Origin of the sequence: Halobacillus amylolyticus, from assembly GCF_022921115.1 — a bacterium.
Taxonomy (GTDB): Bacteria; Bacillota; Bacilli; order Bacillales; family Halobacillaceae; genus Halobacillus_A; species Halobacillus_A amylolyticus.
On the sequence record NZ_CP095075.1, the window covers coordinates 3,925,475 to 3,940,931 of the forward strand.

Sequence of the window (15,457 nt, forward strand, 5' to 3'; positions counted from 1 at the left end):
AAGTAAAAAAGAGCCATTTCGGCTCTTTTTTACTGGAATGATAAAAACGGCAGCACTAGGAGGTTTAACATGACGACACTTGGTCTGATTCGTCACGGAAGTACGCCTTGGAATCAAGAGGGAAGGGCGCAAGGAAATTCGGACATTCCATTAGATGAACAGGGGAGAGGGGAAGCAGAGAAGCTGGCTGAACGTCTGCTTCATGAGAATTGGGAGATCATTTACTCGAGTCCTCTAAAAAGGGCAAACCAAACCGCAGAAGTTATAGCTGAGCAGTTAAACATTGATGAAATTGATTTCGATCAAAGAATTAAAGAGGTAGCCGGTGGTCAAATAGAGGGGACGACGGAAGAAGAGAGAATTGAAAAATGGGGGAGAGATTGGCGTGATCTTGATCTAGGTATCGAAAAACAGCCAAGTGTAATCGAACGAGGCATGTCATTTATCAAGGAAATCGTTGAAAAACATCCGAATCAACGGGTGCTTATTGTGAGTCACGGTGCTTTTATTGGCCATCTTGTAGAATGGTTGGTTACTACTATGAATGAGGATAAGAGGTTGGATAATACATCTGTAACCATTTTAAATAAAACTGAGGGAAAGTGGATATGTGATTTGTACAATTGTACGAAGCATATCGTGTGAATAATTTGGTAAAAAAGACCCCTTTTATAGAGACCAACGAATGGCACAAAACCTAATTAAGTTTTCTAAAGAAAGAGATACGTCTAATGAGGCGTATCTCTTATTTTAATGGGATTTTTGCGGGTTTTAGGGTGGGTTTGATCTGTAAGGGAATATCTGAGCAAAATTTTTAATTTCTTTTATTTAAGTGGTACACAAGTTTCGTTGACACTGATAATCATTATCAACTATGATTGTGTTGCAATCAATTGAAAATAATTATCAATTAGTGGAGGGATTTTTTCCATGCAGACTCAAGCGAAGGATACAAATCAATCATTATTAACGACACAAGAGCTAAGAGAATCTAATGCTCGCTCTTACCCACGCAGGATTCCGATAGCAATCGATCAGGCAAAAGGGATTCATGTTACAGATATGGATGGGAAGCAGTACTATGACTGTCTAGCAGGAGCGGGTACGTTGGCTCTTGGACATAATCATCCAACTGTAGTCGAAGCCATGACGGACATGCTGAAAAGTGGAAAACCTTTACATACGTTAGATCTTACAACACGTGTAAAGGAAACATTTGTAAGTGAATTATTCTCTACCCTGCCACAGGGGTTTGCTGAAAAAGCTAAAATTCAATTTTGCGGTCCTACAGGTGGGGACGCGATTGAAGCAGCTATGAAACTAGTAAAAACTGCAACAGGTAAAGGGGGGATTTTATCGTTTCATGGGGGCTACCATGGGTCTACAAATGGAACGATGGCAATCAGTGGAACGTTAGGACCTAAGGAAAACGTTCAGGGATTAATGCCTAATACTCATTTTCTACCTTATCCCTACGATTATCGTTGCCCATTTGGTGTAGGAGGGGAAGCAAGCCACCAGTTAAGCAGCCAGTATATTGAGAACATGTTAGATGATCCAGAGAGTGGGATTCTGCCGCCTGCAGCCATGATTTTAGAAGTCGTTCAAGGTGAAGGAGGATCGATTCCTGCGAATGTAGAGTGGTTAAAAGAAATGAGACGAATAACAAGGGAAAGAGGCATTCCGCTTATTATCGATGAGATCCAAACAGGTATCGGGCGTACAGGTAAGTTCTTCGCTTTCGAACACGCAGATATCGTACCTGACGTCATTGTTTTATCAAAAGCTATCGGAGGCAGCTTGCCGTTATCCGTAGTTATTTATGATAAAGAGTTGGATAAATGGTCTCCCGGTGCCCATATTGGAACGTTTAGAGGGAACCAATTGGCTATGGCAGCGGGAACCGCCACGATCAAATATATTAAAAAGAATCATTTGGCGGCACACGCTGAAGAGATGGGGGAACGATTGATAAACAAGCTAGCTAACATTCAAGAAAGAGCTCCTGAATTAGGAGATGTGAGGGGCAGAGGATTGATGATTGGGATTGAAATTGTCAACCCAGCGATGAAGCAAGCCGGCAATGGCAGCTATCCTGCCAATCCAGACCTGGCCGGTGCGATTCAGCGTCAGTGCCTGGAACGTGGATTGATCGTGGAAGTTGGCGGGAGACATGGAAGCGTGATTCGAATGTTACCTCCATTAACCATTACGAAAGATCAAATTGATGAAGTAGCGGCTATTATAAATGCATCGATTACCGCTGCACTAGAAATGAGGTAGTTCCAGTGGAATCCATATATCAAACGAAGGATAACAAACCATTCGATGATCTGTTTTTGCACAAAGGACCTAAAGGAATAGAGGCTTATGAAGATGTTGTGAAACAAGTATCAACTAAACTTAAGGAAGTTTTTTCTAATGTTGATCGTCCATACATTGGTAAGAAACCATCTGAAATCCAAAAAGAAATCCTTGGGTTGTCCCAGCTAGCTAAGCGAGGGGAATCATTAAGTGATTTTTTAGAGGCAATAGATGTACCTATTTTAAAAAACAGCCTTCATATATCCCATGAGAAGAGTGTAGCTCATTTACATTGTCCTCCATTACTTTCTGGGATCGCAGCTGAAATGATGATCAGTTCACTTAATCAATCCATGGATTCATGGGAACAAAGTACAGCAGCTACCTATGTAGAAAAAGAAATGATTTCATGGTTAACAAATCGATTTGGGCTTCCCGCTGAAGCAGATGGAGTATTTTCAAGCGGGGGCAGCCAATCCAATTATATGGGGCTTCTATTGGCCAGGGATTCCTTTTGTGAAAAGTATTGGGGATGTACTGTACAAAAACATGGGTTACCTGAAGGCTTTAAAAGGATGAAAATTCTATGCTCTGTGGAAGCTCACTTTACTGTCCAGAAGTCCGCTTCGCAGCTAGGGTTAGGGGCGGATGCGGTCGTAACAATAAAAACAGATGATCATCATAGGCTCAGTGTCCCTCACTTATATGAAAAATTACGTGAGTTAAGGGAAGAAGGCTCCTTACCATTTGCTTTAGTTGGGACTTGCGGGACGACGGATTTTGGCAGCATTGATCCACTTGCAGAACTGGCTGAGGCAGCTCACTCGAATGGGTTGTGGCTTCATGTCGACGCTGCGTTTGGCGGAGCATTGATAGTAAGCCATACTCATGCCTATAAGTTAGATGGGATTCAATCCGCAGATTCGATTACTGTAGACTTTCACAAATTATTTTATCAGCCAATCAGTTGTGGTGCTTTTCTAGTCAATGATAGCCGTTCATTTACCTATACAAACCATCACGCTGACTATTTAAATCCTGAATCAGATGAAGCAGAAGGAATTGTTAATTTAGTAAACAAATCTGTTGTGACTACGAGACGATTTGATGCGTTTAAACTTTTTGTCTCATTAAGAGTTGTTGGCATAGATCGTTTTCGTGAAATGATTGATCACACTTTTTCACTTGCTAAAAAATCCGCACAGCTCATCGATAGGTTAGAAGCATTTAACGTATTAAATGTAAATCCAGAGTTAAATACTGTTATCTTTCGATTTCAACCTGAGGCTGTTCCTGAAGAACAACTAAATACGTTGAATCATTCCATCCAACAACAGTTGCTGCATAAAGGAATAGCTGTTATTGCAAAAACCAAAGTTCAAAAGGCTACGTATTTAAAATTTACTTTGCTTAATCCAAGGACGGAAATTCAAAATATCCAATCTATTATAAAGGAGATAGAATTTCTTGGGGTTAAGGAACTGGAAAAAAGGAGGATGATCCAATGACTGACTCTAGACTAGTGGCAGAGAAAGCCACGATGCAAAGCTTCGTCAATTGCTATCTACGGGAAACAGGTCAATACAAAATAGAAAGCAGCAAGAATTTACCACAGCTAACGATGAACGTAGAAAGAGTTATTGTCTGTGCGTTGCCATACCAAAGCAGGACGCTTCTCTTTCCTGTTGATTATTGGTCGCTTACAGGACGTCATAAATTGATATTTCCACTCTATTTAAAAATATCAGACAGTTATGAACTTGTTTCTCTTGACTATATTTCACTCGTTTCCTTAATTACGAAAGAACTGTCTCTCAAGCATCAACAAGAGGAAGCGCAGGATGAACTTATGCTAAGAGTGATTCTCAGCTGTCAGAACATGAAAAGGTATATCGAATATCGCAGTGCGGAAGCGGAGAAGTTAGTCCAGGAAGACTTTGATTTTATTGAAGCGGAACAATCGCTATTATTGGGGCACTTATTGCATCCGACACCTAAAAGTAAACAAGGGATATCAAAAAAAGAAGACGAGCTCTACTCACCTGAAATGAAGGGGGATTTCCAACTCCATTATTTTAGGGTGAACAAAGATTATATCATTCAAGACAGCAGTTTATGTGATTCTGCGGGTGATCAAATGATAGAACAGCTGAACAGTGATCCCGAAATAGACGTTGAAACCTTAGAGCAAATTCTTGAGGAAAGTGAGAATTCGGTGGTATTCCCAATCCATCCTCTACAAGCTAAGGAAATGCTTGAAGAGGATGAAGTTTTATCTTTGATGGATAAGAAAGAGCTGGTTTATCTAGGCCCAATGGGTTCAAAATACTCACCGACATCATCATTCCGTACCGTGTTTAGGAAAGATTCCAAATACATGTATAAGTTTTCGCTACCCATAAAAATTACGAATTCGTTACGAATCAATCAGCAAAAGGAATTAGATAGAGGGGTTGAGGTTTCTCATCTGTTAAACACAGAAGTTGGAGAGAGTCTATCCAAAGCTCACCCCAATTTTGAAGTGATCCAAGATCCTGCCTATATCAAACTTAAGCTGCCTCACTCAAGTTCGGCCTATGATGTCGTTCTACGTAACAATCCTTTTCATTTAGAAAGTGATCAAATTACGTTGATTGCTGGATTATGTCAGGACCATGCTTATAGTCAACGGTCGAGATTACAAGTAGTCATAGAGAATATTGCCACGACTGAAGGAAGGTCATTAGAAGCAGTCAGCCTGGATTGGTTTAAGCGATATTTATCATTAACCCTGGATCCGCTGATGTGGTTGTACAAAACATATGGAATTGCCTTGGAGGCTCATCAACAAAATTCCTTAGTAAAGTTGGAAAACGGATACCCCGCTCATTTTTATTACCGTGATAATCAGGGGTACTATTTCAGCGAATCGAAAGTGGATCTTCTTAGAGCCTATTTACCAGAATTAAATGAGAAAAGTGATACGATTTGTTCTGATGAAATTGCTGTTGAACGGTTTAGATATTACTTTTTCTTAAATCATCTATTTGGTTTAATCAATAGCTTTGGAATGAATCGGTTAATTACAGAAGAACGTTTACTCGATGTTTTAAGAGAACGACTAGCGTACCATCACGACCAAACAAATGAATCACTAACATTATTGAATTCGCTTTTGAATGACCCGACATTGCCTTGTAAAGCAAATCTGTTAACCCGATTCTATGACATGGATGAATTGGAAGGTACATTAGAAAATCAGTCTGTATATACTCGTGTGGACAATCCTCTTTTTAGAGAGGAGGAAGAAGTATATGGAACATAAGGTTTTTGATCACACGATAAACCAGTCGATTTCATTTAGGCCATTTGATTTAAAAAGGGATTTCCAGTTTGTTTTTAAATGGATGCATGAGAGTCATGTTATTCCATATTGGCAACTCAATTTTTCTAAAGAGGAATTGTTGGAGCATATGGAAAAAGCAATGGATGATCAGCATCAGTGTTTATATATAGGACTACTGGACGGCCAGCCTATGAGCTACTTTGAGTCTTACTGGGTGAAGGGGATGTGGTGGAAGGCAGTTATCCGGCACAACCATTTGATCAAGGCATTCACCTGCTGATTGGTGAAAAAGATTACCTCGGCAAAGGGCTGGCACTTCCACTATTAAGGGCTATGGTAAGCGTCCAATTTAACTATCTAAACACTCAAAGAGTGATTGCTGAACCTGATCATAGAAATAAGAAAATGATCCATGTTTTTGAAAAATGCGGTTTTAAACAAGTGAAACCTATTAAACTGCCTGATAAAACAGCGATGTTAATGTGTTGTGAGCGCGATATTTATGAAAAGAGGTGGGCACATGTCTACTCATGAGGAAGACAAAGAACAGGTTTATGATGTCATCGGAATCGGTTTAGGACCTTTTAACTTAGGGCTTGCTGCGTTATTAGACGACGTAGATGAGATGGATGGAATGTTTCTTGATAAGAAGCAGGAGTTTGATTGGCATCCAGGAATGATGATCGAAGGCACCACACTACAAGTTCCTTTTTTGGCTGATCTCGTAAGTATGGCGAATGTAAAGAGTGAATATAGTTTCTTGAATTATTTGCAGCAGCATGGGCGTTTATATCATTTTTATTTTCTCGAAAAATTTCATATCTCACGTAAGGAATATAACCACTACTGTCGTTGGGTATCCAATCAATTAAGTAGATGCAAGTTTAGTATGGATGTACAATCTGTTCATAAATTTCAACTGGATGATGGAGAAGAAGTGTATGAAGTGCATGTTGAAAATCTTATTCAACAGAGAAACGAGCGATTATTGACGAGGAACCTTGTTGTAGGGATAGGTTCTGTACCTGCTATCCCCTCAAATCTGCACAACAATGTAGGGGAGACACTCTTTCATACCTCAGAATATTTGGTGAACAAGGAAAGGGTATCAAAAGCAGATTCGATTACGGTAGTAGGATCAGGACAAAGTGCAGCGGAGGTTTTTCTGGACTTGCTGAAAGAAAAGGGAGAAGAAACTGAATTACATTGGTACACACGGTCTAAAGGCTTTTTTCCAATGGAATATTCAAAATTAGGTCTTGAATATTTTTCACCAGATTATACTGAGTTCTTTTATAAATTATCCCAACATAAGAAGGATGGACTAGTAAAGGATCAGGATCTTTTATACAAGGGAATCAGTATGGAAACGATCTCAGAATTATACGATTGTCTGTATGAAGGAACGGTCGGAAACCAAAGCATGAATGTTCACTTACAAGCGATGTCCGAAATCATGTCTATTAATCAAGCAGGTTCGAAGTGGACCATGCAAGGACGTCACTCGGTAACAGGGAGGACTTTAAACATGAAAGTGATGTTGTCATCCTTGGAACGGGTTATAAAACGGCGAACCCGCAGTTTCTCTCTCCAATTTCTCATCTTATTAACCGGGATGATCAGGGAAGATATCAAGTAGCACAAGACTATAGAATTTCCAGTGACAATGCGATCTTTGTACAAAACGCTGAAATGCATACACACGGTGTGGGGGCTCCTGATCTTGGCCTGGGTGCTTATCGAAATGCTGTCATTATCAACAGTATCGCCGGAAGAGAAGTCTTCCCGTTGCAGGATCAAAATGTTTTTCAAACGTTTGGGACTGTAAAACAATCACAGAAAGAAGGGGTAGCATGTTATACAAGGATGAGCTAAAAGAAGTTTTGAACAAGGGAAGATGGGGACAAGTGAACAAACAGCTTTTAGCCAAGATGATTTCTGAATATATGTATGAGGATATGATTCAGCCGGAGGTTATTTCTGAGGGTGAGCTTACAGCATATAGACTCGTTATTAATCAATGTAAGTCCTATCAATTTCTCGCGAAAAAGCGGTATTTTGATAGCTTCGATGTTCGAGCAGACTCTGTTGAAGTCGTGGAAGATGGAGATGTGAAAGAGGCAGCAAGTGCGATTGAGTTGCTCCTTGATTTACAACAACTAATTGCCATGTCACCTGAAACGGTTAGTCATTTAATCAAAGAACTAAATCACACATTGTTGGCTGATGCCCATATCTCAAGGGAGGATGCACCAAGCTCTGATCAATTAATACATGAGGATTATGCGTTGCTTGAAGGGGAAATGACGGGGCACCCCTGGATTACGTACAACAAGGGGCGAATCGGGTTCGGTTATGATGACTATTTGGCATACGCCCCTGAACAACAGCAGGAAGTAAAATTACTCTGGATTGCTGTCCATCACAGCAAGGCAAATTTTCATTCTGTCCAGAGCCTTTCTTATGAAACCCTTATCGATCAAGAGCTATCCACTGTTGAAATTGAGCGATTTACGAATGAGATAAGGAAATACGGAGTTCAACCAGAGGACTACTACTTTATGCCCGTCCACGTGTGGCAATGGAAAAATGTGATTATTCAACAGTTCGCTGAGGAGATAGCAAACAGATATCTTATTCCATTAGGGGAGGGAAAAGATGACTATCTACCACAGCAATCGATTAGAACATTTGTTAATCAAACGGATCACAAGAAAAATCATGTCAAACTGCCGATGAGCATTTTAAATACACTTGTATATAGAGGGCTCCCATCTGAAAGAACTGTCATTGCCCCACAAATAACAGAATTTATCAAAGGTATTTATGAAAAAGACTCATTTTTAAAAGATGAATGCCAGGTGATTCTGCCAGGTGAAGTCGCTAGTATTAATGTCGATCATCGTTATTATGGTCAGATCAAGCAAGCTCCTTATCAATACCATGAAATGCTAGGTGTCATTTTTAGAGAAAGCATTTATTCATACCTTGAAGAAGGGGAGCAGGCTATCACGTTAGCTGCCTTGCTTCATGAAGATAAACAGGAAAAGCCTCTTATACAAAGTTTAATCGAGAACTCTGATCTTCCTGCAGACAAGTGGATTGATGACTTGTTCCAAGTAGTGATGGATCCACTTCTCCATTTTCTGTATCAATATGGGACGGTATTTTCCCCGCATGGTCAAAATACCATACTTGTTTTAAAAAATTATAAACCACATCGGTTAGCTGTGAAAGATTTTGTTGATGATGTCAATATTAGTGACCAGCCTTTTGAGGAGTTGAATGCGCTGCCAGATGAGCTTAAGCAAGTACTAAGAAGTGAACCGCCGGAAGGCCTGACTCAGTTTATTTTTACAGGGTTATTCATTTGTCATTTACGATACTTGGCGTCCATTATGGACAACCATCAGTTATTGCCTGAAAGAGAGTTTTGGGATAAATTAGCTGGTGCGATTATTGATTATCAAAACAAATTCCCGCATTTAGAAGACCGTTTTCGTTTGTTTGATTTTTTTAAGGGGGAGTTTACTAAGCTGTGTTTAAATCGTAACCGCATGGTTGACTATGGATACGAAGATGGCGAGGATCGTCCGCACGCTTCAGAGTTTGGAAAAGTTACCAATGCTTTGGCTCGTTTGACGATAAAATAGAAGCAAAAGGTTTCGTTTTTGTTAAAAAGTGGTAGAACGTATTATGTGTCATATTATCTCTGAAAGGAATGAAATAATGGTACAACATATACGTTTAGGTAAATCTGATCTGAAAGTGAATCCTATTGGTCTTGGCACAAATGCGGTCGGCGGACATAATTTATATCCTGATTTGGACGAGGAAGCAGGCAAGGATGTTGTTCGAACAGCGATTGAACATGGCATGAATTTTCTGGACACAGCGTTTATTTATGGTCCGGAACGTTCAGAAGAGCTGACAGGACAAGTGGTGAAAGAGCATGGGAAACGTGATGAGATTGTCCTCGCAACAAAAGGAGCTCACCAATTTAAAGGAGATGATGTTGTGTTTAATAATTCTCCTGCCTTTTTAAAAGAAGCGGTCGATGCCAGTCTGAATCGGCTGCAGACGGATTACATTGATTTGTTCTATATTCATTTTCCTGATGAAAATACACCTAAGGATGAAGCTGTGGGCGCGTTGAAGGAATTGAGGGATGCTGGTAAAATACGCTCGATTGGGGTGTCCAACTTTTCTGTGGACCAGTTGAAAGAAGCGAATAAAGATGGTTACGTTGACGTAATCCAGTCGGAATACAATTTGTTCAAACGTGAAGCAGAACAGGAATTACTTCCCTATACAGCGACGAATGATATTACTTTCGTTCCCTATTTTCCGCTGGCATCAGGTTTGTTAGCAGGTAAGTATGATAAAAACGCAACATTTGATGACATTCGTGCGGAGAACCCTCTTTTTCAGGGAGAAGAGTTTGTACGGAACCTGGAAAAAGTAGAGAAAGTCCGTGATATTGCTGAATCTAAAGGAGCCGAGATAGCACATGTTGTCCTTGCGTGGTACTTAACCCGTGATTCTGTTGATGCGATTATTCCTGGGGCGAAGCGGAAAAGTCAGGTTGTCGATAATCTTCGGACAATGGACGTTAAGCTTACGGATGATGAAGTGGAGCGGATTGATCAGATATTCTCATAGTAAGTAGACAGCCTGCCCTTGATTGGGCGGGTTTTTTTGATAGTGAACATGAAAATAGGCGAGAATTGTAAATACGCATTTATTGGCCTCAGATCGTGCATAAAACGAGTTAACTACGAAAAAACTCCCTGAAATACGCAAATACCTCACTAAATCGCGCATAAAAATTTGATGCTTCTAAAAATGGCCGCTTCACTACCAGGAGGCGGCCATTTTTTATAGCATAGATCACCTAATTTTAGAAAAATTCAAATTAATGGTTGCATTTCCACCTCATCCATCGTAAACTGTTTTATAACAGATAGAGAAAATAAAATCTGTTATAAAAAAGGAGGAAGCAAAATGAAAACGAATCAAACGCGTCAAACAGTTGGAATACCTTGCCCGCAGTGTGGTGCGGAGATAGAGGGGAGCAACTACACATATATGATGGAGTGTAATCATTGCCTAGCTAAGAAAGAAGAAGAATAATTTTTCGTCATTGTTGTTATATAACATTATTAAAAAATAACTTATAATATATAACAGTGAAGGGCTGGGCAATACAGATTAAATCAGCAGGGTATGAACTTAATTAGGATTTTAGTGAAAAATTACAAGGAGGAATTGCTATGGGGAATGAGCGCGTTGAAAGCTTGCGTCAACAATGGGAACAATCAGACAGATGGGAAGGAGTAACAAGGCCCTATGAAGCGGAAGATGTGATTCGCCTAAGAGGATCTATAGATATACAACACACATTAGCTGAAAAAGGGTCAGAAAAACTGTGGAAACTGCTTCATGAAGAAGAGTTTGTTCATGCACTTGGGGCATTGACCGGAAATCAAGCTATGCAGCAAGTTAAAGCAGGGTTAAAGGCAATTTACTTAAGCGGCTGGCAGGTAGCGGCAGATGCCAATTTGTCTGGACACATGTATCCAGACCAAAGTTTATATCCGGCGAATAGTGTCCCGCAGGTGGTCAAACGTATTAACCAGGCTCTGCAGCGCGCGGATCAAATTCATCACATGGAAGGAAACAGCGAGACCGATTGGTTTGCCCCGATCGTTGCTGATGCAGAAGCAGGGTTTGGCGGGCAGCTGAACGTTTTTGAACTAATGAAGGGATGATTGAAGCTGGGGCAGCTGCTGTCCATTTTGAGGACCAACTTTCCTCTGAAAAAAAATGCGGGCACCTTGGTGGAAAGGTGCTTCTGCCAACACAGACAGCTGTCCGGAACTTAATCTCAGCCAGATTTGCCGCTGATACCATGGGGGTACCAACCATTATCATCGCCCGGACGGATGCCAATGCAGCCGACTTGATTACGAGTGACGTTGATCCAATTGATGAGGAATTTATGACAGGTGAACGGACACCAGAAGGATTTTTCAAAACAAAAGCAGGCATTGATCAAGCAATTGCTCGCGGATTGGCCTACGCCCCTTATGCTGACTTGGTATGGTGTGAGACATCTGAGCCGGATTTAGAGGAAGCTAGACAATTCGCCGAAGCGATTCATGAAAAGTTTCCAGGAAAGCTCCTAGCCTATAATTGTTCGCCATCCTTTAACTGGAAGCATAAACTTGATGATGCTACAATCGCTCATTTTCAGCAAAAGTTAGGTGAAATGGGCTATAAATTCCAGTTTGTCACATTGGCTGGATTCCATGCACTTAATCACGGAATGTTTGAGCTTGCTCGTCAGTATAAAGAGCGGGGAATGGAGGCTTATTCTGAGTTGCAGCAAGCTGAGTTTGCCAGTGAGCGTTACGGCTATTCCGCGACTCGTCACCAGCGTGAGGTAGGCACAGGCTATTTTGATGAAGTGGCCCAAGTGGTTACAGGTGGAACCTCTTCAACCACAGCATTAAAAGGATCAACGGAGTCTGAACAATTTAAAAATGAGACAGTAACGCAATCCTAAGCAATAAGGCTCACCGACTTTGAGGTGGGCCTTATTTGCTGCCTCTTCCTGCCGCATCATCTTAGGCACACTCTATCCACCAAATCATAAAATGATAACGAACTTCATGGGATCGAACGAAGGGGTGATGGTATGGGAGTGCGAACAGGAAAGCAGTATAAGGAAAGAATAAATCGACTGAAGACAGACGTATGGATTAAAGGAGAACGAGTGAAGGGGAAGATTTCCGAACATCCAGCTTTTAAAGGAATCATAAAAAGTCAGGCCGAATTATATGACTTACAACACATAACGAGACTACAGGATAGGATGACATATGCTCTTAATTCTGATGAAGAACGTACAGGAATGTCCTATTTAATTCCTAAATCACGGGCTGATCTGGAGCGGCGAAGAGAAATGATTCAAGTATGGGCCCGCCATTCAGCGGGGTTAATGGGCAGAAGTCCAGATTATATGAATACGGTGTTAGCTGCCTTTGCGAGTTCAGTGCATGTGCTAAAGGGTGAACCAAATTGTTTCCCAGAGCGTTTAGAAAGGTTTTATGAGTATGCCTGTACACATGATCTATCCTTCACACATACATTCGTAAATCCTCAAAATAATCGTTCAAAATTGGCATTTATAGAAGAGGATGTAACCAATGCGCGAGTGGTTAAACGAATCGAGGAAGGACTCGTAATCAGTGGAGCAAAGCTATTGGCAACTCAAGGGGGGATCACTGACGAGATCATTGTATTCTCAGCCCCGGGAGTACAGGATAAAGCTCATGCGTTTGCTTTTTCTATTCCTAGTGATACAGAAGGCTTGAAGTTTATCTGTAGGAAATCGTTTGTAAGTGATGATTCCAGCTATAATTCACCGCTTAGCTCACGATTTGAAGAGATGGATTCAATCGTCCTATTTGATGAGGTGGTTGTGCCTTGGGAACGCGTGTTTTTTTATGACAATATTAAAGCAGCGAACGAGTTTTATACAAAAGGAAACTTTGTACCCTTTACCCTCCACCAAATTGTCTCAAGGCAAGTAATTAAGGCAGAGTTTATTCTTGGTTTGGCGCAAATGATCGTCGATACAATTAATATAAGTGAATATCAGCATGTCCAAAGCAAAGTGGCAGAGATTATTAAGGGGCTTGAGTCTTCAAAAGCATTACTGCTTGCCTCAGAAAAAAATGCTACGCGTAATGCCCAAGGGATCATGATTCCCAAGCGGATGCCACTTTACGTAGCTGTCAATCAGTTCCAAGAAAGTTACCCGAGATTTACTGAGATCATCCAATTGCTTGGAGCGAGTGGGATGGTTACGATCCCAGAGGAAGCACAATTTCGATCATCGATTGGAAGTAAGCTGGATCATTATTTGCAAGGGTTTGAAGTCGGAGGGCGTGAACGTGTCCAATTATTTACTTTAGCTTTTGATCTATGTATGAGTGGGTTTGGTTCAAGACAGTCGTTATATGAAAGGTTCTTTTTTGGTGATCCGATCAGATTATCACAAATCATTTATCAAACCTATCAAACAGAGGCACATACCACTTTTGTAAAAAAGATGATGGAAAAAGAACAAGCTGACTAAGAAAGTCAGCTTGTTCTACTTTGTATTTCGTCTTTTAGCACGTTGCTCTAACTGTGAATCAGGCTGTTGATCTGCGACATCTTCCGTTAAGCCTTGTTTGTTTACCGTAGGGTCAACTTTTCTTTTGTCTGAATTACTTTTCTTGCTCATAAGCGACACCTCCATTGATTAGTCTGGCTTACTAAGCAAACGTTTATCCGCATTTTATCTCTTACGGCTGCAAGATAACTTTTATACAATCGTCATGCTTTTCATCAAAGATATCGTAGCCGTGCTCCGCTTTGTCAAGCGGCAGACGGTGTGTAATAATATCGGTTGGATCAAATTCCTCATTTTTAATTTTTTTATATAATTCGGGCATGTAATGGATCACTGGTGCTTGACCCATTTTTAATGTGATGTTCCTTGCAAAGAAATCACCGAGCGGGAACTGATTATAACGTGTTCCATATACCCCAACGAGGCTTATCGTTCCGCCTTTTCGCACGATTTTACTTGCCAGCTGAATAGCGCCCATTGCTCCACCTTGGAGTTTCAAAGCACTTTCAACCATCTCAGCAACATTTTTCTTTCCGTCCATTCCCACGCAATCAATGACGGCATCAGCACCGCCGCCCGTAATCTCTTTGATGTGGGAGCCAAGGTCTTTTGTTTTTGAGAAGTCAAATACTTCTACCTTGTTTGTGCGCTTAGCGTGTTCTAAACGATATTTTACATAATCAATGGCAATAACCCTTTTTGCTCCTTTCATCCAGGCGAATTTTTGGGCTAACAACCCAACAGGACCGCAGCCGAGGACTACGACCGTATCATCTTTTTTGACTTCTGCTTGTTCAATGCCCCAGTAAGCTGTCGGAATAATATCAGATAGGAAAAGTAACTTCTCATCTTCTAGTTCACTATCTTCCGGAACAACAAATGGTGTAAAGTTTCCATAAGGGACACGCAGGAGCTCGGCCTGTCCGCCTGGGTAACCACCAAATGTATTGGAATAACCAAGAAAACCGCCAGCTTCACCATATTCATTTGAGTTATCACATTGACTTTCAAGATCCATTTTGCAATACATACATTCTCCACAGGCAACGTTAAATGGTATGATCACCCGATCCCCTTTTTTTACTCTAGTGACTTCTGGGCCGACTTCTTCAACAATGCCCATTGGTTCATGTCCAATGATATAATCTTCAGGGAAGTGGGGGATCATGCCGTGGACTAGATGCAGGTCTGATCCACAGATGGCAGTATTTGTGATTCTTACTAAAATATCATCCCTTTTTTTAATGGTTGCATTAGGTACTTCCTTCACTTTGACATCCTTAATTCCCTGGTAAGTAACAGCCTTCATATTGAGTTCTCCTTTTCTAATATAAGCAATAGTGGATAAGTAGCATGTGTGGTTATTCTTTGCCGTTTAGCAAAAGCTATGAGGGAATAAAGGAGGTTTTTATTATGAGTAAGCGTAAAAAACAAGAATCGATTGGTGAACGTTATTATGAAGCGGCTGATTATCAGCGGAGGGATGATACGTCCCAGGGGTTAGCAACTACGCATGAGCAAGTGACTGACACGTTGACCGAGGGAACGTACGATGCCCAAATTGACCAGGTTGATAAGGATGGACGGCTTGTGAGTCATGAAGGAAAGTCAATTACAAGAAAACGCAAGAAATAAAAAAAGAG

Annotated in this window: 11 protein-coding genes and 3 pseudogenes; 12 read left to right on the forward strand and 2 right to left on the reverse strand. The window is 40.9% G+C overall.

Annotated features, from left to right (window positions below; translation table 11 throughout):
- Positions 1–69 precede the first annotated feature (69 nt).
- The 11 genes and pseudogenes from MUO15_RS19720 (at position 70) to hpaB (ending at position 13,775) form a co-directional block, all read left to right on the forward strand.
- Positions 70–645 (forward strand): histidine phosphatase family protein, encoded by a 576-nt coding sequence (locus MUO15_RS19720; RefSeq protein ID WP_245032047.1) that lies wholly within the window; start codon positions 70–72, stop codon positions 643–645.
- Positions 646–930: 285 nt separating this feature from the next.
- Complete coding sequence (locus MUO15_RS19725) at positions 931–2,283, forward strand: aspartate aminotransferase family protein (RefSeq protein ID WP_245032049.1); 1,353 nt, start codon at positions 931–933, stop codon at positions 2,281–2,283.
- 5 nt (positions 2,284–2,288) lie between these two features.
- Positions 2,289–3,812 carry a pyridoxal phosphate-dependent decarboxylase family protein gene (locus MUO15_RS19730; RefSeq protein WP_245032051.1) on the forward strand — a complete coding sequence of 508 codons (1,524 nt, stop codon included), beginning with the start codon at positions 2,289–2,291 and terminating at the stop codon, positions 3,810–3,812.
- Positions 3,809–5,608 (forward strand): IucA/IucC family protein, encoded by a 1,800-nt coding sequence (locus MUO15_RS19735; protein ID WP_245032053.1) that lies wholly within the window; start codon positions 3,809–3,811, stop codon positions 5,606–5,608. The genes MUO15_RS19730 and MUO15_RS19735 overlap by 4 nt, the downstream gene beginning before the upstream one ends.
- Positions 5,609–5,624: 16 nt before the next feature.
- Positions 5,625–6,163 (forward strand): annotated as a pseudogene (locus MUO15_RS19740) (GNAT family N-acetyltransferase).
- Positions 6,150–7,504 (forward strand): annotated as a pseudogene (locus MUO15_RS19745) (lysine N(6)-hydroxylase/L-ornithine N(5)-oxygenase family protein). Before MUO15_RS19740 ends, MUO15_RS19745 begins: the two co-directional pseudogenes overlap by 14 nt.
- Positions 7,483–9,282 carry an IucA/IucC family protein gene (locus tag MUO15_RS19750; protein ID WP_245032055.1) on the forward strand — a complete coding sequence of 600 codons (1,800 nt, stop codon included), beginning with the start codon at positions 7,483–7,485 and terminating at the stop codon, positions 9,280–9,282. The pseudogene MUO15_RS19745 and the gene MUO15_RS19750 overlap by 22 nt, the downstream one beginning before the upstream one ends.
- Before the next feature lie 76 nt (positions 9,283–9,358).
- Complete coding sequence (locus MUO15_RS19755; RefSeq protein WP_245032057.1) at positions 9,359–10,291, forward strand: aldo/keto reductase; 933 nt, start codon at positions 9,359–9,361, stop codon at positions 10,289–10,291.
- A 342-nt stretch (positions 10,292–10,633) separates the two neighbouring features.
- Positions 10,634–10,762 (forward strand): hypothetical protein, encoded by a 129-nt coding sequence (locus MUO15_RS21765; protein ID WP_256464152.1) that lies wholly within the window; start codon positions 10,634–10,636, stop codon positions 10,760–10,762.
- 140 nt (positions 10,763–10,902) lie between these two features.
- Positions 10,903–12,197, forward strand: a pseudogene (gene aceA / locus MUO15_RS19760) (isocitrate lyase).
- 132 nt (positions 12,198–12,329) lie between these two features.
- Complete coding sequence (hpaB, locus tag MUO15_RS19765; protein ID WP_245032059.1) at positions 12,330–13,775, forward strand: 4-hydroxyphenylacetate 3-monooxygenase, oxygenase component; 1,446 nt, start codon at positions 12,330–12,332, stop codon at positions 13,773–13,775.
- 15 nt (positions 13,776–13,790) lie between these two features.
- Here the strand turns inward: hpaB and MUO15_RS21770 are convergent, their stop codons facing one another.
- Positions 13,791–13,925 (reverse strand): hypothetical protein, encoded by a 135-nt coding sequence (locus MUO15_RS21770; RefSeq protein WP_256464153.1) that lies wholly within the window; start codon positions 13,923–13,925, stop codon positions 13,791–13,793.
- Between the two features lie 61 nt (positions 13,926–13,986).
- On the reverse strand, positions 13,987–15,123 hold the full coding sequence (locus tag MUO15_RS19770; protein ID WP_245032061.1) for a zinc-dependent alcohol dehydrogenase: 1,137 nt from the start codon (positions 15,121–15,123) through the stop codon (positions 13,987–13,989).
- Positions 15,124–15,227: 104 nt separating this feature from the next.
- Between MUO15_RS19770 and MUO15_RS19775 the strand changes: the two genes are divergently transcribed.
- Complete coding sequence (locus tag MUO15_RS19775; protein ID WP_245032063.1) at positions 15,228–15,449, forward strand: YozQ family protein; 222 nt, start codon at positions 15,228–15,230, stop codon at positions 15,447–15,449.
- Positions 15,450–15,457 lie beyond the last annotated feature (8 nt).

What these genes read in the sequence shown, in the direction of transcription:
- MUO15_RS19720 (WP_245032047.1), top strand. Translation starts at nt 70, where the DNA reads ATGACGACACTTGGTCTGATTCGTCACGGAAGTACGCCTTGGAATCAA.
- MUO15_RS19725 (WP_245032049.1), top strand. Translation starts at nt 931, where the DNA reads ATGCAGACTCAAGCGAAGGATACAAATCAATCATTATTAACGACACAA.
- MUO15_RS19735 (WP_245032053.1), top strand. Translation starts at nt 3,809, where the DNA reads ATGACTGACTCTAGACTAGTGGCAGAGAAAGCCACGATGCAAAGCTTC.
- MUO15_RS19750 (WP_245032055.1), top strand. Translation starts at nt 7,483, where the DNA reads ATGTTATACAAGGATGAGCTAAAAGAAGTTTTGAACAAGGGAAGATGG.
- MUO15_RS19755 (WP_245032057.1), top strand. Translation starts at nt 9,359, where the DNA reads ATGGTACAACATATACGTTTAGGTAAATCTGATCTGAAAGTGAATCCT.
- MUO15_RS21765 (WP_256464152.1), top strand. Translation starts at nt 10,634, where the DNA reads ATGAAAACGAATCAAACGCGTCAAACAGTTGGAATACCTTGCCCGCAG.
- hpaB (WP_245032059.1), top strand. Translation starts at nt 12,330, where the DNA reads ATGGGAGTGCGAACAGGAAAGCAGTATAAGGAAAGAATAAATCGACTG.
- MUO15_RS21770 (WP_256464153.1), bottom strand. Translation starts at nt 13,925, where the DNA reads ATGAGCAAGAAAAGTAATTCAGACAAAAGAAAAGTTGACCCTACGGTA.
- MUO15_RS19770 (WP_245032061.1), bottom strand. Translation starts at nt 15,123, where the DNA reads ATGAAGGCTGTTACTTACCAGGGAATTAAGGATGTCAAAGTGAAGGAA.
- MUO15_RS19775 (WP_245032063.1), top strand. Translation starts at nt 15,228, where the DNA reads ATGAGTAAGCGTAAAAAACAAGAATCGATTGGTGAACGTTATTATGAA.